Here is a 25986-nt window from a genome sequence, read left to right as displayed (position 1 = left end):
GTGCTGCCGGCGGCAATGTCCCGCGCACGCCCACTCCCGAGGCCGCCGCTCCCCGGGATGCCGCACCCGCACCCGCAGCCCCCGCGTGGTGGCGGGAGGCGGGTGATCCGGTGCTTGCGGCCCTGGTGCAGCAGGGGCTCGATTCGAGCCAGGAGATAGCCTGCCGCGTTTCCAGCCTGCGACAGTACGATCGCGAAGTCGCCGAAGATGCCAGGCGCATCGGCGTCAGGCTCGGGCGGCTGCTCGGCGACAAGCGCGTTCGCCCCGATCCCGAGGCCCGGGAGCAGCGCATGGACCGCGTGGCGGCCCGCCGCGCCCGCCTGGCCCGCCAGATCGCGCTAGCCTATGTGGAGGTTCGCCGGCTCCAGCAGGACATCGCCCTGCGCAACGCCCTGCGCGACCAGTACAAGGACAATGCCGAAGTCGCCCAGTTCCGCCGCGAGGCGGGCCTGGCCCCGGCGATCGACGGCGCCCTGGCGCGCTCGCAGGACGAGACCGCCCGGGGCGAACTGGGCTTCGCGCAAGGTCGCCTGGCCGATGCCATTGCCGAACTCGCCCGCCTTCTCGGCGATACGGCCGAAAGCCTGGCCGGCAAGCTGGGCACGCCCGGTGCAATCCCCGATCCGCCCGTCGATCCGCTCGCGATCGCATCGCCCGAAGACCCGCGCCGCGCAGCGCTGGCCGATGGCGTCCTGCGCGAGGCGCGACTGGCACAAGCGCTCGAGGAAGCCCGGCGCACCGTCCGCGATGCCCGCGCCGCCTATCGGCAAGGAGCCGCCGGCTTCTCGACTCTGTATGTCGCGGAAGCTGCCGCCACCGCAGTCGACCTCGCGCTCGTCGATGCCAGGGCGGCCCGGGTGACGGCAACGCTGGACTTGTGGTCCGGGCAGGATGCAGGCTGGTCACGCGAGGGACTCGACCCGCTCTTGGCCGCTTATCCGCCAGTGAAGGACGAGACGATAACGGTGACTGCCGCCTGTGAATGAAGTCGTGACCGAACAAGATGCGCATACGCCTCTCGACGCCCTGCTGGGCGCCGCGCCGCGCCATGTCATGCGCCACTGGCTCAGCCTTCTGGTTCTGGCGCTGGCGGCGCTGGGCGCGGTGACGTTCTTCGTCCGGTTCGTCACGGGCGAGGATTCGCCCTACTATTCCGCACCCGTCGAGCGGGGAAATCTCGTGCCTCTCGTGTCGGAGCGCGGACAAGTGCGCGGATCGGGCGAAGTGACGGTGACGGCGCTTCTCCCGGGCCAGGTCACCTGGGTTTCGGGCAAGAGCGACGGCGAAGTCGAGAAAGGCGAGGTGCTCGCCGTGATCGACGCCGGCCAGGCCGAGAGCACCGTCGCGATCGACCGCTCGCGCCTTGCCGCCGCCCAGGCCGCGCTCGATGCGGCCAGGGTTTCCGCGCAGGACACCGGCTCGCGCCTCGCCCGCTTCGAAAGCGTATGGAAACGCTCGGGCGGACGCGCGCCTGCGCTGAACGAGATCGAGCGTGCCCGCGCCGAGGCGCGCCGGGCCGACCTGGCGGTAACGGGCGCCCGCGCCGAAGTCCAGGCGGCCCAGTTGCAGCTCAAGGACGACCAGGCGCGGCAGGCGGGCTCGGAAGTGCGCGCGCCGATCTCGGGTACGCTCGTGATACGCCATGTCCAGCCGGGACAAAGGGTCGCCGAACAGCAGCCCCTCTTCACGATCGCTGCCGGGCTCGCGCCGCTGACGGTCGAAGTCCCCCTCACCACCCAGTCCACCGCGCCGATCAAGGCCGGCACTCTGGCCCGTGTCCGGCTCGATGCCATGCCCGACACGCCGCAGTCGGCCACGCTCACCCTGCTGCGCATCAGCCCGCCGCCACAGGCCGCGCCGCCGCACGCGGTCTTCACGATCGAAAAGCCCGATCCCAAGGTGCGCCCCGGCATGGCCGCCACCGTCGAGATCGAGCTGCCGGAGCGTCGCAACGTTCTGCTGGTGCCGGATGCCGCGCTGGTATTCGAACCGGCGGCCCGCCAGGGACACCGGCGCGAGCGGATCTACGTGCTCGACGATGGCGAGCCCAAGCGCATCTACGTCACCGTCGGCAGCAGCGACGGCAAGCGTACCGAAGTCTTTGCGAACGACCTTGAACCGGGCGATCGGGCGATCATCGGTTGGCGGGATGCGACGAGCGGTGAGGGCCGGTCAGGCCGCTGACAGGTTTGCAGTGCAACAATACGGGGCCTCGCGCGTATTCGGACCGAGGCAGTTGCGACTACAAAAGGGGTTCATTTTCTGAGCATCGACGGCCAGATGTCGCGCCGCACGGCCGTCAGGCTCTTCGCGGCGCTCGCGGCGGCAAGCGCCATGCCGGGCGGAGTCCGGGCGGCGACGGCAGGGCGCCTCGGGGAAGCGACGCCGTTCTCCTGGGCCACGCTCGTCACACGCGCCCGCGCGCAGGCCCGCAAACCTTACGTCGAAACTCCCGATTCGCCCCGCGCCGCTGCCGACTACGATGCCGCCGTCAAGCTGACCTATGGCGATGCCCAGGCCATCGCCGGCAACGTCCGCCTGTTCCCCGCGACCCGCGGCACCGCACCCAAGCCGGTACGCATCTCCATCGTCGAGAGCGGGCAGGCGCGCGAGATCGTCGATACTGCCGGGCTGTTCGTGAGCAGCCAGAACACCGATGCCGTGGGTTTCCGCGTCATGGACGCCACCGGCCGCAGCGACTGGCTGGCCTTCCAGGGCGCCAGCTACTTCCGCTCCTCCGGATCACGCGACCAGTACGGACTCTCGGCCCGCGCCATCGCCATCGACACCGGGCTTGCCACGGGAGAGGAATTTCCCGCCTTCACCCATTTCTGGATCGAGCAGACCGGGCCGGACACGGTGCGCGTCCATGCCCTGCTCGACGGGCCCAGCCTGACCGGCGCCTATGCCTTCGAGTGCCGAAAGGGCCAGGAGAGCGTGACGCAGGACGTCACCGCCGCAATCTTCCTGCGCAGGAACGTGGCGCAGCTCGGGCTTGCCGCGGCTTCCAGCATGTTCTGGTACGACCAGTCGAGCCCGGCGGCCCGGCGCGACTGGCGCCCTGAGATCCACGATTCGGATGGTCTGGCGATCTGGGCCGGCAATGGCGAGCGCATCTGGCGGCCGCTGGAGAACCCTTCCGCCGCCAAGCTCCATTCGCTGCGCGCGCCCTCGCCCAAGGGCTTCGGACTGCTCCAGCGCGACCAGGCCTTCGATCATTACCAGGACGACGGCGTCTTCTACGACCGCCGGCCCTCGCTCTGGGTCGAGCCCAAGGGCGACTGGGGCGCGGGCGCGGTGTGCCTCTACGAAATGCCGACACAGAGCGAGACGCTCGACAACATCGCCCTGTTCTGGCGCGGCGACAAGCCGGCCAGAGCCGGGGAACGGCGCGACTTCGCCTACCGCCTGACCTGGACCTCGCAGGACCCGACCGCAGACCGCGCCTCGCGCTGCGTCGACGTCCACGAAGGTCCGGGCGGCATTCCCGGCGCGCCGCCGGTCGCGGGCGTGCGCAAGTTCGTCTTCGATTTTGCCGGACCTGCACTTGCCGGACTGACCCGCGACAGCGGCGTTACCCCCGAAACCGACCTACCCAAGGGAGCCATTGTCTCCGCCGTCGCTTATCCCGTTGCCCGCAGCGACGCGCTTTGGCGCGTGATGCTCGACGTGAGGACCGAAGCCTTGAACCAGCCCCAGTTCCGCCTCTTCCTCAAGCGCGGCGATACCGCTCTCAGCGAAACCGTCATCAAGGCTCTCGAAGCATGAGCGTGACGCCTTTCCCCAATCCGCCGATGCTGCCTGCCGAGGCGCCGATCGCGATGCCGGTGCAGAACCTCTACGGCAATCCCCCCGGCGCGCGCGAGGTGCTCACCAGCCCGCACGGAATGCTGGTCAAGCGTCTGCTCCTGCTGGCGCTGACCGCAGTGATCGGGCTGGCCGCGTCGAGCACGGTGCGCATGGAGCTTTCGCGTGACGGGCTGGACTGGGTCGAAGTGGCGCTGCTGTTGTTCTTCGTGCCGCTGTTCTGCTGGATCGCCTTCGGATTCGTCACGTCGACGATCGGCTTCCTCAAGCTCATCACCGGCGAGCATCCCGGCTTCACCGCGCTGCCGAGCCCCGCTTCCAGCCTGCGCCATCGCACCGCCGTGCTGATGCCGGTCTACAACGAAAGCGTCGAGGAAGTCTTCGCCCGCGCCCGCGCCATGGCGAACTCGATCGCCGCGTCGGGCGGCGCGCCGTGGATCGACTTCTTCGTCCTGAGCGATTCCAACCCCTTCCACGGCAAGCGCGAGGAAGCCGCTTGGCGCGAGCTGGCCCGCGAGGCGCCGATCAAGGTCTATTACCGGCGCCGCGAGCAGAACACCGCGCGCAAGCCCGGCAACATCGCCGAGTGGGTCCGTCGTTTCGGCGCGTCCTACGAATGCATGCTGATCCTCGACGCCGATTCGATGATGAGCGGTGACACCATCGTCGGCATGGCCTCGATCATGGAGGAGCGCCCGTCGATCGGCCTGCTCCAGACGGTGCCGATGATCACCAACGCCAGGACCCTGTTCCAGCGCTGGATGCAGTTCGCGAGCGAAGCCTATGGGCCGATCGCCAGCGCCGGACTGCTGTGGTGGTCGGGCTCGGAAGCCAATTTCTGGGGCCACAACGCCATCGTGCGCACACGCGCCTTCGCCGAATCCTGCGGTTTGCCCGAACTGCCCGGCAAGGCGCCGTTCGGCGGCCATATCCTGAGCCACGACATGCTTGAATCGGCGCTGCTGCGGCGGCGCGGATGGGCCGTGCACATGGTCATGATCGGCGGCAGCTACGAGGAATTCCCGCCCACCATCGTCGACATGGCGATCCGCGACCGGCGCTGGATGCAGGGCAACCTGCAGCACCTCCAGTTGCTCGGCGCATCGGGCCTGCACTGGGCCAGCCGCCTGCACCTGCTGATCGGCGCCTCGGCCTACCTCACTTCCCCGGGTTGGCTGCTGCTGATCCTCACCATGATAGGCCAGGTCGCCACGCGCGGCACCGGCGGTTTCGTCACTCTCGCCCCGCCGAGCGTGCTGGTGCTGACGCTGGTGCTGCTGTTCGGCCCCAAGCTGATGGGCACGATCTGGATGCTGGCCGACCGCGACCGCCGGCGCAGCTTCGGTGGCGCTGGCGCGATCCTGCGCACGGTGCCGACCGAGATCGTGCTTGGCATGCTGCTCGCACCGATCACCATGGTCACTCAGACCAAGGCGCTGCTCGGCCTGCTGCTGGGCATTTCGGCGGGCTGGAACACCCAGGCTCGCGACGCTCGCCGCATCACCGTGCGCGAGATCCTGCCGGACTTGCGCGAACACCTGCTGCTGGGCGCCGCGCTTGCCGGAACCGCCTGGCTGGACCCGATGACCGCCTTGTGGCTCTCGCCGATCATCGTCGGCCTCGTCGCCTCGCCCTGGCTCATCAGCGTGACGTCGAGCGAAACGCTTGGCGCCCGGGCCGCGGCGGCGAAGTTCTTCCGCGTCCCCGAGCCCGGCATCACCGAAGCCTCGAGCGGGCCCGAGCCGGAAACCCCGCGGACCACGGATCAGGCGCTGGTCGAAGCCTGAGAGGGGCGTTCAGCCCTCGGCCCGCCCCGCGAAAAGCGCTGCCGCAGCCAGCGGCGCCGAAGGAAAGTAGAAGTGCATGTAGCTCGCGGTGAGCGAGCCGGTCCGATAGAGCGCCTCGCCCTCGCGCCCGTCGGGCGTGCGGGCTAGGCCGCTAGGCACGGCGGGCGTTTCCAGCCGCGAATAGTGGAACGTGTGGCCGCGCAGCGTCCCGCCTTCCAGCTCCATCTGCTGCATACCGAGCCGGGCAAGCCGTGCCTGCATGACCGCCTCTCCCGGCATCAGTCCCAGCATCTCCGCCCGCGTTCCCCGCCCGTCGTCGAGCGCGGTGCAGGCATAGAGCATGCCCCCGCACTCGGCGAGGATCGGGCGGTTGGCGGCGTGATGCGCCCGGATCGAGGCGCGCATCGACGCATTGGCGGCCAGCGCTTCCAGATGCAGTTCGGGATAGCCCCCCGGCAGCCACAGGGCATCGCAGTCGGGCAGCTGCGCGTCGCGCAACGGGGAAAAGAACGCCAGCTCGGCGCCTGCCCGTTCCAGCCATGCCAGGTTGGCCGGATAGAGGAACGCGAAAGCCCGGTCGCGGGCGACGGCGATGCGCTTGCCGGCAAGGCCCGGGGCGATGCCCAGGCGGTCCACTGGCGCTGCGAAGGGCACCGGCGGCGGCAGGTGCAATGCCGCCTCGGGCAACAGCGCCGCAGCCCGCGCCAGCCGCGCATCGAGATCGTCGACTTCGCCCGCCTGCACCAGCCCGAGATGCCGTTCGGGCAGCGCCACGTCCGCCTCGCGCGGGAGCGCGCCGAGCCAGGTCACCGCTGCGGGCACGCTCTGTTCGAGCAGGTGCGCATGGCGCTCGCTGCCGACCCGGTTGGCGATCACCGCATGGAGGTCCAGCCCCGGCCGGTATGTCGCAAGCCCATGGACGAGCGCCCCGAACGTCTGCGCCATCGAGGAACCGTCGACCACCGCCAGCACCGGCAGGCCGAAGCGCTGCGCCAGGTCGGCGGCGCTGGGATCGCCGTCGAACAGTCCCATCACGCCCTCGACGAGGATCAGGTCCGCCTCGGCCGCCGCTTCGTGCAGCAGGGCACGACACTGATCCTCGCCGCACATGAACAGGTCGAGCTGGTGCACCGGCGCCCCGCTGGCCACTTCCAGGACCATCGGGTCGAGGAAGTCGGGGCCGCATTTGAACACGCGCACCCGCCGTCCCGCGTCACGGTGGCGGCGGGCGAGCGCGGCGGTGACCAGCGTCTTGCCTTGGCCGGAGGCGGGCGCGGCGACCAGCAGCGCAGGACAGTGCCTGGATGTTTCCTCGATCATGCACCGCCGCCTATGGAGCTTCGCCGATCCGCGCAAGCACCGGCCTCTTGCGCCCCGCCTCCGGGCAAGATAGTTGCCGCATCGCGCCAGGTTCCCCGCAAGGGGATCAAAAGGGAACTCGGGTGAAAGACCCGGGCTGCCCCTGCAACTGTAAGCGGCGAGCCATTCGGCCACTACGCCATTGGGACCCACGGTCCTGAGAAGGCGGCCGAACTGGCACCGACCCGCGAGCCAGGAGACCTGCCCGGCGCAGTCGTTCTTCGACCGGACAGGGTGCTCCGGCCGGACGAGGGTGCAATTCCTCGCGTGACGACACTCGGACTTCAGCGGCCTGCGGGCCGAGGAGGTCGATGTCGTCTGCCGAAGGAAGTGCCCGTGAATCCCCGATTGTTCGCCATAGTCGCGCTGTCTTCCACCGCCAGTTTCGGAACAAGGAGCTGCCTGTGATGCTCGAACCCGTCGTGCCCGGACCATCGGTCGTCGTGTGCAACACTTGCCGTCTCAGCACCGAAGCCCGCCAGGACGAGCAGGGCCGGCGCGGCGGCGCCTTGCTGGAAGACGCGATGCGCAGCGTCCAGGCCGCCGATCCGGCGCTGCAGGGCGTGGCGATCCAGGCCATGCCCTGCCTCTTCGCCTGTGCCCGCTCCTGCACCGTCCACATCCGCGCACCGGGCAAGGTCGGCTACGTGCTGGGCGATTTCACGCCCGACGCCGAGGCGGCCCGCGCGATCCTCCAATATGCCGCCGCCCATGCCGCCAGCGACGAGGGGCGCGTGCCCTTCCGCGAATGGCCGCAGGGCGTGAAAGGCCATTTCATCACCCGCACCCCGCCGGAAGGCTTCGTCTGTACATGATCCGTTTCGATGACCCCGCCGCCTTCGCCGCCGCCCTCGCCGCCCTGCCCGAGGCCGATGCCGCAGGCCGGGCGGCCGCGCTCGACCGCCAGTCGCGGCTGACCAAGCCGGCTGGCGCGCTCGGGCGGCTCGAGGACGTCGCCGTGTTCATGGCGGGTTGGCAGCGCACCGGGCGGCCCCGTGCGGACACGGTGCAGGCGGTCGTCTTCGCCGGCAATCACGGCGTCGCGGCACGGGGGGTAAGCGCCTATCCGCCCGAAGTCACCGTCCAGATGGTGGCCAATTTCCAGGCCGGCGGCGCCGCGATCAACGCCCTGACGCGAGCCTGCGCGGCGAACCTTTCGGTGGTCGCGCTCGATCTCGACCGGCCGACCGGCGACATAACCCGCGAGGCGGCGATGAGCGTGGAGGAATGCCTCGACGCCCTCAACCAGGGCGCAGCGGCGCTGCTCGACGATACCCAGCTTTTGCTCGTTGGCGAGATGGGCATCGGCAACACCACCCCCGCCGCTGCCCTCTGCGCACAGGCGCAGGGTGGCGAGCCGGGCGACTGGATCGGGCGCGGCACCGGCGTCGACGAGGCGGGGCTGCTGCGCAAGGCGGCAGCGGTCGAGGCGGCACTGGCGCTGCACGGCCCGGCCTGTCTGAATGCCTTCGAGACCTTGCGCCGGCTGGGCGGGCGCGAGATCGCGGCGATGGCCGGGGCCATCCTTGCCGCCCGGCTCCGGCGCGTGCCGGTGCTGCTCGACGGCTTTATCGCCTCCGCCGCGATCGCCCCGCTGGTCCGCGACAACCCGCGCCTGACCGGCCACTGCCTCGCCGCGCACTGCTCCGCCGAAGCCGGTCACGCGCGGCTGCTCGAAGCCTTCGGGCTCGAACCGCTGCTGCGCCTTGGCCTGCGCCTTGGCGAAGGGACCGGGGCAGCGCTCGCCGTGCCGATCGTACGCGCGGCGCTCGCCGCCCACGACGAGATGGCGACTTTCGACGAGGCAGCGGTAGCCGGCCGGCCATGAACGGTTTTCTCGTGCACCTGATGCGCCATGGCATACCGGCCCGGCCCGGCCGCCTGCTCGGCCAGCTGGACGAGGCACCCTTGCCGATCGGCGTCACCCGCTGCGTGGCGGCGGCGGATCGGCTCGATTTCAACCATGTGATATCCTCCGACCTTGCCCGTGCGCTTGTTCCTGCGCGCCGGATCGCCTCCGCGCGTGGTGCTTCCGACACGGTGGACGCGCGCTGGCGCGAACTCGATTTCGGCGCCTGGACCGGGCTCGATCCCGCCGAGGTCGAGCCGGGCGCCTATGGTCGCTTCTGGGACGATCCCGACGCCTGCGCCCCGCCCGAAGGCGAACGGTGGTCGCACTTGTGCGCCCGCGTCGGCGAGGCGGTGCTGCACCTGCACCAGCCCAGCCTCGTCGTCACCCACGGCGGCGCCATGCGTGCGGCGCTGGCCGCATTGTTCCACATGGAACATCGCCAGGTATGGGCTTTCGACCTGCCTTACTCCTGCGTCCTGAGCCTGCGCCTCTGGCCCGACGACGGAATGCCGGCCGCGCAGATCGTGGCATTGAGCGCGTGAAGCACCTCGTCCTCGCGCTCCAGTTCCTGACCCGGCTACCGCTGCCGCCGGTAGAAGCCGATGCGCGGGACTTCGCCGCCGCGATGCGGTGGTTCCCGGTCGCGGGACTGGCGGTGGGCGCCACTGTCGCCATGCCATGGTGGCTGCTCTACGCGCGCGACCCGTGGCTCGGCGCCCTGGCGGGCCTCACTGGCTGGGTGGCGATGACGGGCGCTCTCCATCTCGATGGCCTGGGCGACGTGGCCGACGGCGCAGGCGCTGCCCATCGCGGCCGCGAGCGGCTTTCCGCGGTCATGGCCGACCCGCACGTCGGCAGCTTCGCCGTGGTCGTCATCGTGCTCCAGTTGATCGCCAAGCTGGTGCTCCTCCACGCCATTCCCGCCGACAAGGTCGCGGCGCTGGTGGTGGTGCCGGTCCTGGCCCGCATCGCCCCGATCGCCTGGAGCCTGTTCCTGCCGCCGCTGCACGATGGGCTCGGCACCCGTTTCCGCAGCGGCGTGGGGCGCTGGCATCTCGCGGTCTGGGCGACGATGGCGATCGGGATCGCCTCGGCGCTCGCCCCTGCCTTGCTGGTCCTGTTCCCCGCCGCCGCGATCTGGGGATTGTGGCTGAAAACACGGCTGGGCGGGATATCGGGCGATGGCCACGGCGCCGGGATCGAACTGGTCGAAACCGCGCTGCTCCTCGCACTGGTCCTCGGCGCATGACCAGCGCATTCCTCCACCATGGTGGCCGCCTGACCGAGGCCGCACGGCGCTTCGGCGGTGATCCCGGCGAATGGCTGGACCTGTCGACCGGCCTGAATCCGGCGCCGTGGCCGCTCGCTACGGGCACCACGACCGACTGGGCCGCCCTGCCCGACCCGGACGCCCTCGCCGCGCTGGAGTCCGAGGCGGCCCGCCACTTCGGCGTGGCCCCGGCGCTCGTCTGCGCGGTGCCGGGCAGCGAGACGGCGCTGCGCCTCCTGGCCCCCATGCTGGCCATGCCCGGTCGCGCGCTCGTGCCCGCCTACCGCACCCATGCGGAAGCCTTCGCCATATCGCGTCCCGTCGCTTTCGGTGAAAGTCCCGAGCGCCCCGAAGCGATCGTCCTCGCCAACCCGAACAATCCGGACGGACTCCTGCATACCCCGGCCGCCATCCTCGACTGGCACGCCGGCATCGCCGCCGCCGGAGGCTGGCTGGTGGTCGACGAGGCCTTTGTGGACTGCCATCCGCAAGCGAGCGTCGCGCCCGAGGTCGGCGACGACGGGCGACTCGTCGTGCTGCGCTCCTTCGGCAAGTTCTTCGGCCTTGCCGGCTTGCGCCTGGGCTTCGTGATCGCGCCCGGTGCCCTGCGAGAACCGCTGCGCGCGGCGCTGGGAAGCTGGCCGATCCACGCCGCCGCGCTCGCGATCGGGCGCGCGGCCTATGCGGACGGCGAATGGATCGCCCGGACCCGCGCCGAACTGCCGCGCCGCGCCGCCGCTCTCGACCGCGTGCTGGACCGCCACGGCCTCGCCCCGCAGGGAGTCTGTCCGCTTTTCCGCTATCTGGCCGGTTGCGATGCCGAGGCACTCTTCACGCGCCTGGCCCGGGCCCGTATCCTGTCCCGCCCCTTCGCCAATCAGCCCGATACCTTGCGCCTCGGCGTCCCGGCCGACCCCGCTTCGCTGGACCGCCTCGACAGGGCTCTCGCCCGTGGCTGAGCCGATCGCCGCTACCGCGCTGGGAATCGAGGCGCTGCTGGGTTGGCCGCCGCGTATTCACGCCCTGATCGGCCATCCGGTAGGCCTCTTCGCGAACGTCATCGGGGTGTGCGACCGACGCCTCAACCGCCCCGATCGATCGGACCGCCATCGCCGGATCGCGGGCATCGCCGCGATGGTCCTGCTGATTGCGCTCACCGCCTGCGTCGTCGCCCTCGCCGAGGCCGGCGTGCGAACGCTGGCAGGCGCCTGGGCCTGGCCCGTCCTTGCCCTGCTCGCCTGGCCGGCCATGGCCGCGCGCAGTCTCGACGATCATGTCCGCCCGATCCTGTCCGCGCTCGAGGCCGGCGACCTTCCCGCCGCGCGCCGCGCCGTGGGCATGATCGTCGGGCGCGACACCGCTGAACTGGGCGAGGCCGGCGTCGCCCGCGCCGCCATCGAGAGCCTTGCCGAAAGCTTCTGCGACGGGGTCGTGGCGCCGCTCCTGTGGCTCGTGCTCCTCGGCCTACCCGGCGCGTGGACGCTCAAGGCGATCAACACCGCCGACAGCATGATCGGCCACCGCGAGGAACCCTATCGCGCCTATGGCTGGGCCGCCGCCCGGATCGACGACGTCGCCATGCTGGCGCCCGCGCGCCTCTCGGCGCTGCTACTTTGCCTCGCCGGTGGCGGAGGCTGGTCCACGATGGTCCGCGACCACGGCCTTCATGCCTCGCCCAACGCCGGCTGGCCCGAGGCCGCGATGGCCGGGGCACTCGGGGTCCGCCTTGCCGGGCCGGTCGCCTACGACGGGCTGCTTGCCGCCAAGCCGTGGATCGGCAAGGACGGACGCGAGGCCCGCCCGCAGGACCTGCGCCGCGCCCTCGCTGTATACCGGCGCGCCTGTGCCGTACTGGGAGCGATCGCCTTGATGGTGACAGTGGGAGTTGCCGCATGGCCGGCCTGATGCTGCAGGGAACCGGCTCCGACGTCGGCAAGTCGGTGCTGGTCGCCGGGCTGTGCCGCGCGGCGGCTAACCGGGGCCTACGCGTCCTGCCCTTCAAACCGCAGAACATGTCCAACAACGCCGCGGTCACGCCCGAGGGGGGCGAGATCGGCCGTGCCCAGGCGCTCCAGGCCCTCGCGGCCCGCGCGCCGCTCCATGTCGACATGAACCCGGTGCTGCTGAAGCCCCAGGCCGATCGGACCTCGCAACTGATCGTCCATGGCCGGGTGCGCGGCACCCTGGGCGCGGCCAACTTCCGCGAGGCGCGCCGCCCGCTGCTGCCCGAAGTGCTCGCCAGCTACCGGCGGCTGGAGGCGCGCTGCGATCTCGTCCTCGTCGAAGGGGCCGGCTCGCCGGCGGAAATCAACCTGCGCGAAGGCGACATCGCCAACATGGGCTTCGCCCGCGAAGCCGGCGTGCCGGTGGTGCTCGCCGGCGACATCGACCGCGGCGGGGTCATCGCCGCGATCGTCGGCACCCGCGCCGTGATCGACCCGCAGGACGCGGCGATGGTCCACGGCTTCCTCATCAACAAGTTCCGCGGCGATCCCGCGCTATTCGCCGACGGCTATGCCGCGATCGAGGAGCGGTCGGGCTGGCGCGGCTTCGGCGTGTTGCCCTGGGTGCCGGCCGTCGCGCAATTGCCCAGCGAGGACGCCGTGGTGCTGGAGCGAGGTCTGGGAACGAAGCCCGGCAAGTTGCTCGTCGCCTGCCCGATCCTGCCGCGCATCGCCAATTTCGACGACCTCGACCCGCTGCGCCAGGAAAGCGGCGTCGAAGTCGCGATGATCCCGCCCGGAACCCCGATCCCGGCAAGCGCTGCGCTGATCGTCCTGCCCGGTTCCAAGGCGACGATCGCGGACCTCGCGTTCCTGCGCGCGCAGGGCTGGGACATCGACGTGCTCGCCCACCACCGGCGCGGCGGCGCGGTACTGGGCATCTGCGGCGGCTACCAGATGCTGGGCCGCACCGTGGCCGACCCTCAGGGCATCGAGGGCGAGCCGGGCGAAGTAGCCGGGCTTGGCCTGCTGGACGTCGCCACCGTGCTCGGCGATCGCAAGGCCCTCGCCCAAGTCCGGGGCACCGCGCTTGGCGCCCGTTTCGCCGGTTACGAGATGCACATGGGCATGACCCGGGGGCCCGACGCCGTCCGTCCCTTCGCGCGCCTCGAAGGCGGGCCGGCCGGTATCCGCGAGGACGGCGCCATCAGCCGCGACGGGCTGGTGCTCGGGACTTATTGCCACGGCCTGCTTGCCGGACCCACGCTGCGGGCCGGACTGCTCGCCCGGATCGGCGGCACGTCGGACGGTTTCGACCACGATGCGCGGGTCGACGCCGCGCTGGATGCGCTGGCCGAGGCGATGGAGACCCACATCGACATCGACGGCCTGCTCGCGCTCGCCGGGGTGCGCCCATGACCGGCGCCCTGTTCGTGCTCGGCGGCGCGCGCTCGGGCAAGAGCCGCTATGCGCAAGGCCGGGTCGAGACGCACGCAGGGCCCCTCGCCTATGTCGCCACCGGCCAGCCGTTCGACGACGAGATGACCCTGCGCATCGCTCGCCACCGCGAGGATCGCGGCCCGCGCTGGACGACGCTGGAGGAACCGCTCGATCTTGCCGGGGCCATCGACCGGGCCGCGCAGAATGCCGCCGCAATCCTGGTCGACTGCCTGACCTTGTGGCTTTCGAACCTGATGCTGGCGGAACTTCCCCTCGATGAACCCGTCGCTGCGGCATGCGAGGCCATGCGTCGCTGCCGGGTGCCGCTGGTGCTGGTCTCGAACGAGGTGGGCCTCAGCATCGTCCCCGAAAATGCCCTCGCCCGGCGGTTCCGGGACGAGGCCGGCCGCCTGAACCAGACGATCGCCGCGACGGCCGTCGAAGTACAATTCGTCGCGGCGGGCCTGCCGCTGCGCTTGAAGTGACGGTGGGCGAATCGCTCTCCCAGTCGCCGCCGCCTCCGCCATCGCTCCCGCCGTCCGAACAACCGGCGGACGAATCCGCATCGCACCCCTCCCTCGGCGCCGCCATCGCCATAGCGGCCATGCCTGGAGTTCTCCGGCCGGGCTATGGCGATCGCCTTGAAAAGCGATCCGAAAATGACGGCAAAGGCCAGCGCCGAAAGGACCTCCCAAAAAACCAGTGGGCCAAAAACGGCTCCCATTACCCCGGCGAATATCCATGAGCCCATCGACCGTCTTTCGTATTGTCGATGGGCATGAGATGCTGCGAACGGGCGCGAAGGGTCAGGTCATGCCGACCCCCCCGGCCGTCTCGAGAAAGCAACCAATGCCCGGATTACGCATTATCATTTAGCGAACAAACGGAGAAAGCTCATGGCCAGCGAATGCACCGCCTACCGTGATTCCAAGGGCGGACTCCATAGCAGTCCAGAGAAGGCGACTCTGGAAGACCTTGCCGGCGTGCTGGGCCGCGTCGGTGACGAAGGCGGGATGACCGGCGGTGTCGCGCGCATGATCTTCGACAAGCGCGTCGAAATCGAAAGGGTCTTTGCCGAACACGACGCGATCGTCGCACGATCCGCCGAGGCGAAGGCCGCCGGGGAAAAGCACGAGGGCGGCAGCCCGCCTATCCACGTCGTCAAGTAAGATAGCGCGGAGCAACACTGCCCGAATTTTTGCAACGCGATGTGTGAATCATTGCGTTTGATAGAGCGCTCCGAGTTGACGAAGACCATGGAAACGACTCCCCAACGGAAGAATTTCCATGGCCACCGCTGCTGTCATCGACACCCGCCGCCCTGCCCTGCCGCTCCGCTGCACTTTCGATCCCGAGGACTGGTTCGTCCTTGCCCGCCACTGGTATCCCGTGGCCCTGGCACGCGAGGTCGGACCGAAGCCGATCGGCACGAAGCTGCTCGACCAGCCGCTGGTGATCTACAAGTCGGGTGACGAGGTGGTCGTCGCACTGGACGTGTGCCCCCATCGCGGCGTGCCGCTGAGCCTCGGCACGCAGCAGGCGGGCGGCGTCGTCTGCGCCTACCATGGCCTGAAGTTCGGCACCGGCGGCAAATGCGTCCATGTACCCGCACACCCCGCGCGCGACATTCCCGAGCGCCTCAATCTGACGACTTATCCCAGTTTCGAGCGCTATGGCCCTTCCGCTGCCACCTGCCGTTCACCGCGACGCTGGAGATTCATTTCCCCGACAAGGACCGGCTCGTCATCATGAACGCCGCCTCCCCGGTTTCCGCCAGGGTCACCCGGCTGTTCGCGCCCATCGCGCGCAATTTCGACACCAACCTGCCAGTGCAGGACGTCTACGACTTCAACCAGCGGATATTCGAGGAGGACAAGGCCATCGTCGAGGCGCAGATGCCCGAATGGCTCCCGCTCGACCCTGCCGACGAAGGGCATATCCCGGCCGACATGAGTTCGATGACCTACCGCCGCGGCCTCAAGGCGCTCGGGCTCAAGCGGTTCTTCGGATACTGAAGCCGACTGTCAGGCCGGCCCGGAGCCCGCGTCCCATTCAGGCAGGCGGGTGCTCCGCGCCGCATGCGTGAGCAGCGACGGGAAAGCGCCGGCCAGCCGGCAACCAATCCGTCGCAGGACAGGCCGGTCCAGCATGTTCTGGAGCACCATCGCGCGCAGGATCTGCGATCGTGCCTGCTCGGCAAGGCGCCGGTGGTAGGTCGCGGCATCCTCTCCCGCCACCAGGCAGCGGGCGGCGACGAAGGCACTGCGCAAGGCGATCGCCATGCCGTCGCCAGTCAGCGAGGCGGTCATCGCCCACTGGTCGCCGAGACGCAGCACGCGCGGGTCGCCGAGGTCGCGCGTCGGCAGGCCATAGGCGAGGTTGGCGATCGTCACGGGCCGTTCGAATAGCGGCTCCGCGTCGGCGAGCATGTCGCGCAAAGCCTGCGTTTCATCGAGCCGGTCGCGCACGGCCGGCCAATCCCCGCCGACCTCCACGAACTGCCTGCGCCGCAGGACCACGCACAAGTTGGCGCGCCCGTCCTCGACCATCTGCAGGCCCGCATAGCCGCCTTCGAACAGGACGAGCAGGATCGTTCCGGCAAGACGACGGGATGCGGCCGCGGCAAGCCGGTAGTGCATCTTGAAGCCGACGTAGCCATCGTCGGAACGGCCTGCCGGAGCGGCCCCGTTTTCGCGTATAGGCAGCTTGCCGGAGGCCAGCAGGACATGGCGGCCCTCGCGGCTTCCCCTGTTGGTGCGCGCGGCGGCGCCGTCGAGTTCCAGCACGCGCACCCCGCGTTCGACTTCGGCCCCGGCCTCTACGGCAAGGGCGAGCAGGGCTTCGTCGAGCGCATGGCGGCTGAGCCCGAATGCCCCGAACGGCAGGCGCGCCTCGGCCTCGTTGCGACCCGAGACCAGGCGGACCCGGTCGATCGACGTGGCGCCCAGCGCGCGAAGGTCCAGCCCGAGGTCGCCCAGATGCTGCGCCGCCTCGACCGAAAGGAACTCGCCGCAGACCTTGTGGTGGGGCCCGGTCTGCCGGTCCAGGAGCACCACCTTGCGCCCTTCGCGCGCCAGCAGGCAGGCGGCGGCACTGCCCGCAAGGCCCGCGCCCACGACGAGCACGTCGGCAGGCCCGGTGTCTACCAACTCAGGTCTCGAAATCGAAGCGGAAGCTCTCCGCCGCCATCCCCGGACCGAACGCCAGCGCCAGCCCGGCACCCCGCGCCTGCCCCGCGAGCATGCGGGCGAGGATGAACATCAGCGTGGCGGACGACATGTTGCCATGATCGTTCAGCACCGCCCGGGAGGGCGCCAGCGCCTCTGGCGAAAGGCCCAGGCCGTGCTCCACCGCGTCGAGCACCGTGCGGCCGCCGGCATGGACGGCCCACAAGTCCACCTCGTGCGGCGCGGCGCCGCGCAGCAGGCCGCCGCCATCGTTGCGCCGGGCATCGGCGGCGAGCGCTTCGGCGATGCGCGCCGGCACTTCGCCGCCCAGGTGCATGTCGAAACCCTGGTCGCGGATCGTCCAGGTGATCGCATCGGCCGTGCCGGGAATGGTGACGGCGCGAAAGTCACGCATGGCGATGCCGGCAGGCTCCGCCGTGACCAGCGCGGCGGCGGCGCCGTCACCGAACAGCAGCATGGCCAGCAGGCTCGCCAGATCGCGGTTGCGCTGGAAATGGATGGTACAAAGCTCCAGCGTCACCACCAGCACGCGCGCCTCGGGAGTCGAGCGGACGATGTGATGGGCAAGACGCAGCGAATTGACCGCCGCATAGCAGCCCATGAAGCCCACCACCGTCCGCTCCACGCCGGGATCGAGGCCGGCTTGCGCAACGATCACCTGGTCCAGTCCCGGCGCCATGAAGCCGGTGCAGGATGCGACAACGAGGTGCGTGATCCCCGCCGTCCCCGGATCGAGGCCGAGCGCATCGATCGCCGCAAGCGCGAGGCGCGGGGCATCGCGCTCGTAGCGTTCCATGCGCAACGCGGTGGAGGGCCATGGTCCCTTGCCGTAGAAGCGCTCGACATCGGTGACGGTCCCGTCGGCCAGCGTCACCGGTTCGAGGAAGGAATGGCGCCGGGCTATTCCCGAACGGGCGGCCATGCGCTCGAACAGGCGGCGGGAGCGCTCGTCGCCCAGTTCGGACGTCACGAAGCGGACGAACGCGTCGTGCACCTCGAACGGCGGGTCGGCGGTGCCGATGCGGTTGATGTGGGCCACGGTCGCGCTCACACCCGGCGCCCCACCAGCACGGCATTCAGGCCGCCGAAGGCAAAGCTGCTGGAGACCAGCACGGCGGGCGCGAAGGCCTCGGGCTCCAGCACCAGCGGCAGGTCGCACTCGGGATCGGGGCCTAGGTGGTTGAGCACGGGAGGCGCCACCCCGTCGGCCAGGGCCTTCATGCCCAGGATGAACTCGATGGCGCCGGTCGCGCCGATCATGTGGCCGTGTGCGGACTTGGTTGCGATGACGCGGTGCCTTTCGAGATGGTGGCCGTAGACCTGGCGCAAGGCCGCGGCCTCCGCCTTGTCGTTGAGCGCAGTGCCGGTGCCGTGGCTGGAGACAAGCGCGGGAACGTCGAACGCCAGCCCTGCATCTTCGTGCGCCGCGCGGATGGCGGCGGTGATCCCGGCGATGTCGGGCGCGGTCATGTGGCCGGCATCGCTCGACAGGCCGTAGCCTGCCAGTTCCCCGTGGACATGGCCCCCCCGCGCCCGCGCATGCGCCTCGCTCTCCAGCACCAGCACGGCGGCGCCTTCTCCCAGCACGATGCCGCGCCGATCGCACGAGAAGGGCCGGCAGGTGTCAGGCGAGAGGACGCCCAGCGATTGCCAGCCCACCATCGATCCGCGCGTCAGGCAGGCCTCCGCGCCTCCTGCGACGACGACGTCCGCCCGCCCGCTGCGGATCATGTGCATCGCCTCGCCCAAGGCATGCGCGGAAGAGGCGCAGGCGCTGGACAGCGTGAAGACCGCGCCATGCACGCCCAGCACCATCGCCAGGTGCGCGGCCGGCGCGGTAATCATCGAACTGGGAATGGTCTGGGGATGGACCCGGCTCTCGTCCCTGGCGAAGAGGCGCTCGTAGGCCGTCTCGATCGTCGCGTTGCCGCCACTGCCACAGCCGAGCAGTATCGCGGTGCGCCGTTCCAGCGAGGGGTGCCCGTCCAGCCCGGCATCGGCGACGGCTTCCAGTGCCGCCTCGATCGCGAATGCCGAGATCGGGTCGAGCTTGCCCAGGCGCCGCAGGCGTTGCGCATCGATGCCGGGAAAGCGGTCTTCCCCGTCGGCGGGAGCCTCCACCCATGCGCCCATGCCCGCAGGTGCCGGAGGGACGAGCGGGCGGATCGCGCCCCTGCCCTCGCGCACGCGCGCCCAGTTCGCCGCGACGCCCCGGCCCAGGCCGCTGACGCAGCCCATCCCGGTGACGAGCACGCGGGGGGCCGCGCTTTCGATCGAGGCCTGGGTCACCGGGGTGCCGCAACCCCGATGCGTTCGAGCAACTGGCCCAGCGTCGTCTCGCGTGACAGTTCTTCCGGCTCTATTTCCACCCCGTACCTGTCTTCCAATTCGAACAGCAGGCTGACGAGGTCGAGCGAGGAGATATCAAGGGTGGCGAGAGTCGCTTCCGGCCTGAGCTGCTCCAGCGGCAGGCCCGTTTCCTTGGCGATCAGGGCCATGACGTCGTCGTGATTCAACGGGCTTGCTCCGTGGTCGCGCGGGTCCAGTGCCGGGTTCGGCAGAACAGGAAAAGGCAGCCGGTCACGTCCAGCCTGTCGGCAGTGCCGAGGCGGATGCTGGCCCGGTAGGTGCGGCCGGCCTTGGGATCGTATGCCTGGCCACCGCTCCATCCCGCACCATCCTTCCCGGAATCGCGCACGAGCCCCGAGAGGATCGGAATTCCGACCAGCATACGGCCGCGCAAGGCGCGATCGGGGTTGTTGACGTCGTGGCTGGGTGCCTTGGGATCGCGCACGGCGACCAGTCGCCCGCACAGCGCAGGCCCGCAGGGCGCAAGCTCGACCACGCCCGACCCGTCGTCGGTCAGCCAGCGGCCGAGCACGCTCGCCTGCGCTTGCGTGGACGCAATGCCCAGGCCGACCACGAGAATGCAGGCCATTACCATGCAGACGCTTCTCATCCGGGCATCCCGCTTCCATTTCAAACGGAGACTGCGCGCTTTTACCAGCCCCCGCAAGCTGCGAGCGCGCAAAGAATATCCTTCGGATAGGTCGGAAACGATGTGATAAATGCACTCGGCCCGCATTGCCGGAGTCGTGCCCTTTCACGGGGATACTGGAGACCGGACATGATCGTTTGGCGTCTCGTCGCTGCCGCTGCCCTCACTCTTGCCACCCAGACCTTCGCCCCGGCGCCCGCCATGTCGCAGGCACCATCGGTTGCGGCAGGTCCCGGTGACGTCAGCACGCTCACCGTGCAACTGTCGAACTTCCAGTTCAGCCCCTCCACGATCACTCTGGACCATGGCAGGGCCTATGCCCTGCGATTCGAGAACCTGGCCTCGGGCGGGCACGATTTTGCGGCGAAGGACTTCTTCGCCGCCGCGACGATCCCGGAAGCGGACCGTGGCAGGATCGTCGGCGGCGCCATCTCGCTCAAGGGCGGGCAGAGCGTCGAGGTTCACCTGGTAGCGCCGCCGACGGGCACCTACAAAGTCCGCTGCACCCACTTCATGCACGGCGCGTTCGGGATGACCGGCAAAATCGTCGTGCAATGAGATCGCTCGCGACCCGCTCCCTCCAAGAAGAGCAGATGGACGCGGCCGAACTCGACGTCGGCACGTACGGCCGGGTGCTGCACGACCTGGCCCGGGTCAACCGCTGGACGCTCACCACCCGGCCGACGCTCGCCTTCCTGTCGCGCGCGATCGGGGATGCGCGCAGCTTCAGCATCCTCGACGTTGGTTTCGGCCATGGAGACATGCTGCGCGCGGTGGCGCGGTGGTCGGCCCGGCGCGGGATCGAGGCCAGGATGGTCGGCGTCGACCTCAACCCGGCGAGCGAGGGGCTCGCCCGGGCCGCCACGCAGCCGGGGCTTGCCATCGACTATCGGACGGGAGACTACGCCGACCAGCCCGAGCAATTCGACTTCATCGTCAGCAGCCAGGTCGCCCACCACATGAGCGACGATCAACTCGGCCATTTCCTGCGGCACATGGAACACGCTTCGAGGCGCGGCTGGCTGGTGAGCGACCTGCACCGCCACGCCTTCGCCTATCACGGCTTCCCGCTGCTGGCGCGCATGATGGGAGTCCATCGCATCGTTCGCGAGGACGGGCAGCTATCGATCGCACGCTCGCATCGGCCGGACGAATGGCCCGAAATTCTCGCACGCTCGGGGCTCGACCCCGGCGCGGTGCGGATTGCGAGACGATTTCCCTTCCGGCTCGCGGTAGAGCGGATTTTCGCGTGAGCGCGGGCCGAGCGGCCCCGCTCGACATAGATCCGGAAGGTATCGGAGAAATGGTGCACCCGACTGGATTCGAACCAGTGGCCTACGCCTTCGGAGGGCGTCACTCTATCCAGCTGAGCTACGGGTGCAACGGAAGGCCGGTTAGCAGAGGGCGGCGGGGGTTTCCAGCGACAAATTCGACTTCGACGCACGACCTTGCGGGACGACTTGTAAGTTCCCGCTATGTTCCTATCATGTGCGCATGGCCGAAGCCGATTCTCTCTCGCTGTCCCCTGCCCCGTCGCAAACCGCATCGGGCGTCGCGCGCGGCATATCTCGCCTGTTTGCGCGCAACGGTATCTGGTGCGTACCCGAAATGCCGCTGCGCTGCGGACGCCGGGCCGATCTCATGGGGATCGATGCCAAGGGTCACGTCATCATCGTCGAGATCAAGGTGTCGCGCGCCGATCTGCTCGGCGACGGGAAATGGACGGACTATCTCGACTATTGCGACCGTTTCTACTGGGGCCTTTCCCCTGCCCTCGACCGCTCGCCGCTGGAAACCGGCGCATTCCTGCCGGAACGCTGCGGCGTGATCGTGGCGGATGGCTACGACGCGGAAATCCTGCGCCCCGCCCCCCTGCACCAGATCGCCGCCGCCCGCCGCAAGGTCGAGACCGAGCGTCTTGCCCGCGCCGCGCTGCGCCGGCTGGTGACGCTGGGCGATCCCCATACGCTCCAATGGGGTTCGGAAGATTGAAAGAACCCGCCTTGCGGCTCGGACCTTCGCCGCAAATGTCAAGCCTGGGCGTAATTTTCTTGCGCTTCGCTGCACCGCACACTATGTAGCGCCTCAGCAACCGGCGCGTGGGGTTATTCCCGCCGCAATCCGTGAGCAGCGTGAGGTCGAGGCGCAAGCCGCCAAGACCGGACCGGACTAGCGGTTGCCACCAATCCCAAGCTTCCTTCCTCACGCAGGGTCGCCCGTAACGACACCTTGCCGTGCGCGCGCTCTTCCTAAAGATTCGTCTTTTCGAACGTGCTCGCCCCCGTGCACCTTTGAAAGTGACTTGATGTCCTATTTCTCCGAACTTGGCCTGGCCGAGCCCATTCTTCGCGCGCTTGCCGTCAAGGGATACACCGATCCGTCGCCGATCCAGCGCAAGGCCATTCCTTCGCTCCTCGAAGGCCGCGACCTGCTCGGCATCGCGCAGACCGGCACCGGCAAGACCGCCGCGTTCTCGCTGCCTTCGCTGCACCGCCTGGCCCAGGACCCCAAGCCGCGCCAGAACGCCGGCTGCCGCATGCTGGTCCTCTCGCCCACGCGCGAACTGGCCGCCCAGATCGCCGACAACATGAAGGGCTATGCGAAGTTCCTGAATCTCACGATCCAGTGCATCTTCGGCGGCGTCCCCGTGGGCAAGCAGGCCCGTGCGCTCGAGCGCGGCGTCGACATCCTCGTCGCCACGCCCGGCCGCCTGCTCGACCTCATCGACCAGCGCGCGCTGACCCTCAAGCACGTCGAGATCTTCGTGCTCGACGAAGCCGACCAGATGATGGACCTGGGCTTCATCGTGCCCTTGAAGCGCGTCGCCAACATGCTGCCCGCCGGTCGCCAGAGCCTGTTCTTCTCGGCCACCATGCCGCAGGCGATCGCCGACCTGGGCCGTCAGTTCATCAACAACCCGGTCAAGGTCGAAGTCGCGCCGCAGTCGACCACCGCGGAGCGCGTCGAACAGTACGCGATCATGATCAACCAGGCAGAGAAGCAGGCCCTGCTGACCCTGTCCTTGCGCGCCGGCCTTGCCGATGACGCGGCCGAGAACGCCACCCACGGCGCCATCGACCGTGCCCTGGTGTTCAGCCGCACCAAGCACGGCGCCGACCGCATCGTGCGCCACCTCGTCGCCGCCGGCATCCCCGCCGCCGCGATCCACGGCAACAAGAGCCAGGCCCAGCGCACCGCCGCGCTCGGCGGCTTCCGCCAGGGCGCGATCCGCGTCCTCGTCGCCACCGACATCGCCGCCCGTGGCATCGACGTCTCGGGCGTGAGCCACGTCTACAACTACGAGATCCCCAACGTCGCCGAACAGTACGTCCACCGCATCGGCCGCACCGCGCGCGCCGGGGCGACCGGCGTCGCGATCAGCTACGTCGCGTCGGACGAGAAGCCCTACATCCGCGACATCGAGCGCCTGACCCGCGTCAAGCTCGACCTGCTGCCGCTGCCGGAAGACTTCCAGAACCAGGCCGCGCGCCTGCCGGCTCCGGCACGTGCTGCCCCGGCCCAGCCGCAGGGCGGTGGCCGTGGCCAGGGTGGCGGCCGCAGCGGCCAGGGCGGTGGTCGCAGCGGCGGCCAGGGCGGCCGTGGTGGCCAGCGCAGCGATCGTCCCCAGGGCGAGCGCCGCGAAGGCGCCGCCGGCGAAGAGGGTGGCGAGCGCAAGCGTCGCTTCCGTCCGCGCGGTCCCAAGGGCCTCGGCGCGCACAAGGGCGCGGTTCGCCGCGCCAGCTGAGCGCCCTGAACGACGCCCGGAGCCTTCGCTCCGGGCCGACTTCACGGTCCAGTAGAAAGGGGCCCGGAGCTGCAGCTCCGGGCCCCTTTTCAGGTCGTCGTCGGGGAGAACGCCGGCGGTCAGTCCGCCAGCAGGTGTTCCTCGGCGATCTTGGCCTTCCAGTGCTGCGGTGCGAGAGTGTGGACGTTGGCACCTTCGCTATCCACCGCGACGGTCACCGGCATGTCCTGCACCGTGAACTCGTAGATCGCCTCCATGCCGAGGTCCGCGAAGCCGACGACCCTGGACTGCTTGATCGCCCGCGCGACCAGATAGGCCGCGCCGCCCACGGCCATCAGGTAGGCCGACTTGTGCCTGGCGATCGACTGCGTGGCGGCCGGGCCGCGCTCGGACTTGCCGACGCTGGCGAGCAGGCCGAGATCGAGCATGGTGTCGGAGAACTTGTCCATGCGGGTGGCCGTGGTCGGGCCTGCCGGGCCGACCACTTCGTCGCGCACCGGATCGACCGGGCCGACATAGTAGATCACCCGGCCCTTGAAATCGACCGGCAGTTCCTCGCCCTTGGCCAGCATGTCGGCGATGCGCTTGTGCGCCGCGTCGCGTCCGGTCAGCATCTTGCCGTTGAGCAGCAGGCGGTCGCCCTGCTTCCAGCTCTGCACTTCCTCGGAGGTGAGCGTGTCGAGATCGACCTTCTTCGCTTCCTTGCTCGGCGCCCAGTGGACCTTGGGCCACTCGTCGAGGTTCGGCGTCTCGAGATAGCTCGGGCCCGAACCGTCGAGGGTGAAGTGCGCGTGGCGGGTGGCGGCGCAGTTGGGGATCATCGCCACGGGCTTGCCGGCGGCGTGGCACGGCCAGTCGAGAATCTTGACATCGAGGATCGTGGCGAGACCGCCCAGGCCCTGCGCGCCGATGCCCAGCGCGTTGACCTTGTCGAAGATCTCGATGCGCAGCGCCTCGATGTCGTTCTGGGGGCCGCGCTGCTTGAGCTGGGCCATGTCGATCGGCTCCATCAGGCTCTGCTTGGCGAGCTTGACGCAGTGCTCGGCGGTGCCGCCGATACCGATGCCCAGCATGCCCGGCGGGCACCAGCCGGCGCCCATCTGCGGCAACATCTCGACCACCCAGTCGACGATCGAATCGCTGGGATTCATCATCTTGAACTTGGACTTGTTCTCCGACCCGCCGCCCTTCGCCGCGACGTCGACCGAGATCTTCGAGCCCGGGACCATCTCCACCGAGAGCACGCAAGGGGTGTTGTCCTTGGTGTTGCGGCGGGTGAAGGCGGGATCGGCCAGCACCGAGGCGCGCAGGCGGTTCTCGGGGTGGTTGTAGGCGCGCCGCACGCCGTCATCGACGACTTCCTGCAAGCTGCGGTCGCTTTCGAGACGGCAGTTCTGGCCCCACTCGATGAAGACGTTGACGATGCCGGTGTCCTGGCAGATCGGGCGGTGGCCTTCCGCGCACATGCGGCTGTTGGTCAGGATTTGCGCGATGGCGTCCTTCGCGGCCGGGCCGACTTCGGCGTCGTAGGCGTCGCCCAGGGCGCGGATGTAGTCCATCGGATGATAGTAGCTGATGTATTGCAGCGCGTCGGCGACGGACTCGATCAGGTCGTCTTCGCGGATAGTCACCATATCTGTCATGGAATTTGCGCTCCCGTTCTGGCGGATAACGTGGATTTGGCCCGAAATCCGCTGAAAGGCGGATTGCGGCGCCGGCCCGCGCCCCCGCCCGACCTCCCACTCAAGTGTACCCTGTCGGGAGGTCGCGCGGGGGCGCGGGCCGGCGCCGCGAACGGGCAGACTTGCGCGCCATAGGCCGCATGGGCGCTATCGTCAAAGTGCTTGAATTGATCGACCGGGGTATTCTCAAATGGCTTGGCGTGATCGGCGCCTTGGCCTAGAAGCGGCCGATAAGTGCCGTCTTCGCCAACCGACTGTTTGGCGCGAATGCCGGTCCTGCTGAACGAATTAGGGAACTTCACCTGATGACCTTGACCGAGGATCGGTCGGTGCCTGCCGGCGCCGCAATCTCCGAAGCGCGCCGCGCGATGATTTCCAGCCAACTGCGCACCAGCGGCGTGAACGAGCCCTGGGTGCTCGAAGCGATGGCCGGTCTCGCCCGTGAGAACTACGTGCCCGCCACCATGCGCGACGCGGCCTATATCGACCGCGCGATCCCGCTGGGCGACGGCCGCTTCCTGGCCGCCCCGCTGGTCCATGCCCGCATGCTGGCCGAAGCCGAACCCGCCGCGACCGACAAGGTCCTGCTGGTGGGCGACGCCGACGGCTATCTCGCCGCGCTGCTGCGCCCGCTCGCCGGTTCGCTCGATACCGTGGCCACCGCGGATGCCGCAACGGCGGGCGAGGGCGGCTATTCGCTCGTCGTGGTCGACGGTGCGGCCGAAATCCTGCCCGAAGCGCTCACTGCCCGCCTTGTCGACGGTGGCCGCGTGGTCACGGGTACGGTCGTGCGCGGCGTCACCCGCCTCGCCATCGGCACCAAGGCCGCGGGCACCGTCTCGCTGCTGCCGCTCGCCGAAATGGGCATACCCGTCCTTCCCGAGTTCGCGGCTCCCAAACGCTGGAGCTTCTGAG

The 25986-nt window shown here is 69.4% G+C and carries 27 protein-coding genes, 1 tRNA gene and 1 riboswitch (1 of these 29 only partly in view); of the genes, 20 read left to right on the top strand and 8 right to left on the bottom strand.

Going from position 1 to position 25986, the window contains the following annotated elements:
- The 4 genes from ACFFDA_RS22905 to mdoH form a co-directional block, all read left to right on the top strand.
- Positions 1-986, top strand: the 3' portion of a protein-coding gene (locus ACFFDA_RS22905; protein WP_404479583.1) for an RND transporter. 34 nt of this gene lie to the left of the window's left edge; only the last 986 of its 1020 coding nucleotides appear in the window; its start codon lies off the left edge, out of view; it ends in the stop codon at positions 984-986.
- Between the two features lie 4 nt (positions 987-990).
- Positions 991-2184: an efflux RND transporter periplasmic adaptor subunit gene (locus ACFFDA_RS22900; RefSeq protein ID WP_404479582.1), complete on the top strand. Its 1194-nt coding sequence runs from the start codon at positions 991-993 to the stop codon at positions 2182-2184.
- A 96-nt stretch (positions 2185-2280) separates the two neighbouring features.
- A complete protein-coding gene (locus ACFFDA_RS22895; protein ID WP_404479581.1) occupies positions 2281-3768 on the top strand; it encodes a glucan biosynthesis protein in 1488 nt (495 codons plus the stop codon).
- Entirely contained in the window at positions 3765-5594 is a 1830-nt protein-coding gene (mdoH, locus tag ACFFDA_RS22890) for a glucans biosynthesis glucosyltransferase MdoH (protein ID WP_404479580.1), read from the top strand. The genes ACFFDA_RS22895 and mdoH overlap by 4 nt, the downstream gene beginning before the upstream one ends.
- 9 nt (positions 5595-5603) lie before the next feature.
- Here the strand turns inward: mdoH and ACFFDA_RS22885 are convergent, their stop codons facing one another.
- Positions 5604-6914 (bottom strand): cobyrinate a,c-diamide synthase, encoded by a 1311-nt coding sequence (locus tag ACFFDA_RS22885; protein ID WP_404479579.1) that lies wholly within the window; start codon positions 6912-6914, stop codon positions 5604-5606.
- 71 nt (positions 6915-6985) lie between these two features.
- Positions 6986-7177, top strand: a riboswitch (cobalamin riboswitch).
- 183 nt (positions 7178-7360) lie between these two features.
- Here ACFFDA_RS22885 and ACFFDA_RS22880 point away from each other — a divergent pair.
- From ACFFDA_RS22880 to ACFFDA_RS22830, 11 genes are all read left to right on the top strand, one after another.
- Positions 7361-7768 (top strand): DUF1636 domain-containing protein, encoded by a 408-nt coding sequence (locus ACFFDA_RS22880; protein ID WP_404479578.1) that lies wholly within the window; start codon positions 7361-7363, stop codon positions 7766-7768.
- Positions 7765-8781 (top strand): nicotinate-nucleotide--dimethylbenzimidazole phosphoribosyltransferase, encoded by a 1017-nt coding sequence (gene cobT / locus ACFFDA_RS22875; protein ID WP_404479577.1) that lies wholly within the window; start codon positions 7765-7767, stop codon positions 8779-8781. The genes ACFFDA_RS22880 and cobT overlap by 4 nt, the downstream gene beginning before the upstream one ends.
- Complete coding sequence (locus ACFFDA_RS22870; protein ID WP_404479576.1) at positions 8778-9347, top strand: histidine phosphatase family protein; 570 nt, start codon at positions 8778-8780, stop codon at positions 9345-9347. Before cobT ends, ACFFDA_RS22870 begins: the two co-directional genes overlap by 4 nt.
- A complete protein-coding gene (locus tag ACFFDA_RS22865; RefSeq protein ID WP_404479575.1) occupies positions 9344-10054 on the top strand; it encodes an adenosylcobinamide-GDP ribazoletransferase in 711 nt (236 codons plus the stop codon). Before ACFFDA_RS22870 ends, ACFFDA_RS22865 begins: the two co-directional genes overlap by 4 nt.
- Positions 10051-11034 (top strand): threonine-phosphate decarboxylase CobD, encoded by a 984-nt coding sequence (gene cobD / locus ACFFDA_RS22860; RefSeq protein WP_404479574.1) that lies wholly within the window; start codon positions 10051-10053, stop codon positions 11032-11034. The genes ACFFDA_RS22865 and cobD overlap by 4 nt, the downstream gene beginning before the upstream one ends.
- Positions 11027-11980: an adenosylcobinamide-phosphate synthase CbiB gene (cbiB, locus tag ACFFDA_RS22855; protein WP_404479573.1), complete on the top strand. Its 954-nt coding sequence runs from the start codon at positions 11027-11029 to the stop codon at positions 11978-11980. Before cobD ends, cbiB begins: the two co-directional genes overlap by 8 nt.
- Positions 11968-13437, top strand: coding sequence for a cobyric acid synthase (locus ACFFDA_RS22850; RefSeq protein WP_404479572.1), 1470 nt, complete (start codon positions 11968-11970; stop codon positions 13435-13437). The genes cbiB and ACFFDA_RS22850 overlap by 13 nt, the downstream gene beginning before the upstream one ends.
- Positions 13434-13943, top strand: coding sequence for a bifunctional adenosylcobinamide kinase/adenosylcobinamide-phosphate guanylyltransferase (cobU, locus tag ACFFDA_RS22845; protein WP_404479571.1), 510 nt, complete (start codon positions 13434-13436; stop codon positions 13941-13943). The genes ACFFDA_RS22850 and cobU overlap by 4 nt, the downstream gene beginning before the upstream one ends.
- Positions 13944-14354: 411 nt before the next feature.
- Positions 14355-14627 carry a hypothetical protein gene (locus ACFFDA_RS22840; protein WP_404479570.1) on the top strand — a complete coding sequence of 91 codons (273 nt, stop codon included), beginning with the start codon at positions 14355-14357 and terminating at the stop codon, positions 14625-14627.
- A 118-nt stretch (positions 14628-14745) separates the two neighbouring features.
- On the top strand, positions 14746-15210 hold the full coding sequence (locus tag ACFFDA_RS22835; protein ID WP_404479569.1) for a Rieske 2Fe-2S domain-containing protein: 465 nt from the start codon (positions 14746-14748) through the stop codon (positions 15208-15210).
- The gene (locus ACFFDA_RS22830) at positions 15150-15473 is read left to right on the top strand and encodes a hypothetical protein (protein WP_404482843.1); all 324 of its coding nucleotides are present in this window, start codon (positions 15150-15152) and stop codon (positions 15471-15473) included. The genes ACFFDA_RS22835 and ACFFDA_RS22830 overlap by 61 nt, the downstream gene beginning before the upstream one ends.
- Positions 15474-15482: 9 nt before the next feature.
- Here ACFFDA_RS22830 and ACFFDA_RS22825 read toward each other — a convergent pair whose 3' ends face one another.
- Genes ACFFDA_RS22825 through ACFFDA_RS22805 form a run of 5 tightly spaced genes read right to left on the bottom strand, consistent with a single transcriptional unit; the run spans position 15483 to position 19590 of the window.
- Positions 15483-16607, bottom strand: a complete 1125-nt coding sequence (locus tag ACFFDA_RS22825; RefSeq protein WP_404479568.1) for an NAD(P)/FAD-dependent oxidoreductase — start codon at positions 16605-16607, stop codon at positions 15483-15485.
- 1 nt (position 16608) lies between these two features.
- Positions 16609-17697: a type III polyketide synthase gene (locus ACFFDA_RS22820; RefSeq protein WP_404479567.1), complete on the bottom strand. Its 1089-nt coding sequence runs from the start codon at positions 17695-17697 to the stop codon at positions 16609-16611.
- Positions 17694-18935 carry a beta-ketoacyl-[acyl-carrier-protein] synthase family protein gene (locus ACFFDA_RS22815; RefSeq protein WP_404479566.1) on the bottom strand — a complete coding sequence of 414 codons (1242 nt, stop codon included), beginning with the start codon at positions 18933-18935 and terminating at the stop codon, positions 17694-17696. The genes ACFFDA_RS22820 and ACFFDA_RS22815 overlap by 4 nt, the downstream gene beginning before the upstream one ends.
- The gene (locus tag ACFFDA_RS22810; protein ID WP_404479565.1) at positions 18932-19162 is read right to left on the bottom strand and encodes an acyl carrier protein; all 231 of its coding nucleotides are present in this window, start codon (positions 19160-19162) and stop codon (positions 18932-18934) included. The genes ACFFDA_RS22815 and ACFFDA_RS22810 overlap by 4 nt, the downstream gene beginning before the upstream one ends.
- On the bottom strand, positions 19159-19590 hold the full coding sequence (locus ACFFDA_RS22805) for a DUF2147 domain-containing protein (RefSeq protein ID WP_404479564.1): 432 nt from the start codon (positions 19588-19590) through the stop codon (positions 19159-19161). The genes ACFFDA_RS22810 and ACFFDA_RS22805 overlap by 4 nt, the downstream gene beginning before the upstream one ends.
- Positions 19591-19773: 183 nt before the next feature.
- Here ACFFDA_RS22805 and ACFFDA_RS22800 point away from each other — a divergent pair, with 183 nt between their 5' ends.
- Positions 19774-20202: a cupredoxin domain-containing protein gene (locus ACFFDA_RS22800; protein ID WP_404479563.1), complete on the top strand. Its 429-nt coding sequence runs from the start codon at positions 19774-19776 to the stop codon at positions 20200-20202.
- Complete coding sequence (locus tag ACFFDA_RS22795) at positions 20199-20897, top strand: methyltransferase domain-containing protein (RefSeq protein ID WP_404479562.1); 699 nt, start codon at positions 20199-20201, stop codon at positions 20895-20897. Before ACFFDA_RS22800 ends, ACFFDA_RS22795 begins: the two co-directional genes overlap by 4 nt.
- Positions 20898-20948: 51 nt before the next feature.
- Here the strand turns inward: ACFFDA_RS22795 and ACFFDA_RS22790 are convergent.
- Positions 20949-21025, bottom strand: a tRNA-Arg gene (locus tag ACFFDA_RS22790).
- A gap of 113 nt (positions 21026-21138) precedes the next feature.
- On the opposite strand from ACFFDA_RS22790, the gene ACFFDA_RS22785 reads away from it, so the two are divergent.
- Positions 21139-21636: an MmcB family DNA repair protein gene (locus ACFFDA_RS22785; protein ID WP_404479561.1), complete on the top strand. Its 498-nt coding sequence runs from the start codon at positions 21139-21141 to the stop codon at positions 21634-21636.
- 313 nt (positions 21637-21949) lie between these two features.
- Entirely contained in the window at positions 21950-23389 is a 1440-nt protein-coding gene (locus ACFFDA_RS22780) for a DEAD/DEAH box helicase (protein ID WP_404479560.1), read from the top strand.
- A gap of 119 nt (positions 23390-23508) precedes the next feature.
- Here the strand turns inward: ACFFDA_RS22780 and ACFFDA_RS22775 are convergent, their stop codons facing one another.
- The gene (locus tag ACFFDA_RS22775; RefSeq protein ID WP_404479559.1) at positions 23509-25032 is read right to left on the bottom strand and encodes a fumarate hydratase; all 1524 of its coding nucleotides are present in this window, start codon (positions 25030-25032) and stop codon (positions 23509-23511) included.
- 344 nt (positions 25033-25376) lie between these two features.
- Between ACFFDA_RS22775 and ACFFDA_RS22770 the strand changes: the two genes are divergently transcribed.
- Positions 25377-25985: a protein-L-isoaspartate O-methyltransferase gene (locus ACFFDA_RS22770; protein WP_404479558.1), complete on the top strand. Its 609-nt coding sequence runs from the start codon at positions 25377-25379 to the stop codon at positions 25983-25985.
- Position 25986 lies beyond the last annotated feature (1 nt).

Origin of the sequence: Novosphingobium sp. BL-52-GroH, assembly GCF_044813085.1 — a bacterium.
Taxonomy (GTDB): Bacteria; Pseudomonadota; Alphaproteobacteria; order Sphingomonadales; family Sphingomonadaceae; genus Novosphingobium.
The sequence above is the reverse complement of the archived record's forward strand: the minus strand, read 5'-3'. Positions and strand labels throughout refer to the sequence as shown.

Coding starts and splice junctions, on each gene's coding strand:
- ACFFDA_RS22800 (WP_404479563.1), top strand. CDS start 19,774: ATGATCGTTTGGCGTCTCGTCGCTGCCGCTGCCCTCACTCTTGCCACC.
- ACFFDA_RS22895 (WP_404479581.1), top strand. CDS start 2,281: ATGTCGCGCCGCACGGCCGTCAGGCTCTTCGCGGCGCTCGCGGCGGCA.
- ACFFDA_RS22870 (WP_404479576.1), top strand. CDS start 8,778: ATGAACGGTTTTCTCGTGCACCTGATGCGCCATGGCATACCGGCCCGG.
- cobT (WP_404479577.1), top strand. CDS start 7,765: ATGATCCGTTTCGATGACCCCGCCGCCTTCGCCGCCGCCCTCGCCGCC.
- ACFFDA_RS22805 (WP_404479564.1), bottom strand. CDS start 19,590: ATGGTAATGGCCTGCATTCTCGTGGTCGGCCTGGGCATTGCGTCCACG.
- ACFFDA_RS22840 (WP_404479570.1), top strand. CDS start 14,355: ATGGCCAGCGAATGCACCGCCTACCGTGATTCCAAGGGCGGACTCCAT.
- ACFFDA_RS22770 (WP_404479558.1), top strand. CDS start 25,377: ATGACCTTGACCGAGGATCGGTCGGTGCCTGCCGGCGCCGCAATCTCC.
- ACFFDA_RS22835 (WP_404479569.1), top strand. CDS start 14,746: ATGGCCACCGCTGCTGTCATCGACACCCGCCGCCCTGCCCTGCCGCTC.
- cobU (WP_404479571.1), top strand. CDS start 13,434: ATGACCGGCGCCCTGTTCGTGCTCGGCGGCGCGCGCTCGGGCAAGAGC.
- ACFFDA_RS22795 (WP_404479562.1), top strand. CDS start 20,199: ATGAGATCGCTCGCGACCCGCTCCCTCCAAGAAGAGCAGATGGACGCG.
- cobD (WP_404479574.1), top strand. CDS start 10,051: ATGACCAGCGCATTCCTCCACCATGGTGGCCGCCTGACCGAGGCCGCA.
- ACFFDA_RS22880 (WP_404479578.1), top strand. CDS start 7,361: ATGCTCGAACCCGTCGTGCCCGGACCATCGGTCGTCGTGTGCAACACT.
- ACFFDA_RS22850 (WP_404479572.1), top strand. CDS start 11,968: ATGGCCGGCCTGATGCTGCAGGGAACCGGCTCCGACGTCGGCAAGTCG.
- ACFFDA_RS22885 (WP_404479579.1), bottom strand. CDS start 6,914: ATGATCGAGGAAACATCCAGGCACTGTCCTGCGCTGCTGGTCGCCGCG.
- mdoH (WP_404479580.1), top strand. CDS start 3,765: ATGAGCGTGACGCCTTTCCCCAATCCGCCGATGCTGCCTGCCGAGGCG.
- ACFFDA_RS22785 (WP_404479561.1), top strand. CDS start 21,139: ATGGCCGAAGCCGATTCTCTCTCGCTGTCCCCTGCCCCGTCGCAAACC.
- ACFFDA_RS22775 (WP_404479559.1), bottom strand. CDS start 25,032: ATGACAGATATGGTGACTATCCGCGAAGACGACCTGATCGAGTCCGTC.
- ACFFDA_RS22780 (WP_404479560.1), top strand. CDS start 21,950: ATGTCCTATTTCTCCGAACTTGGCCTGGCCGAGCCCATTCTTCGCGCG.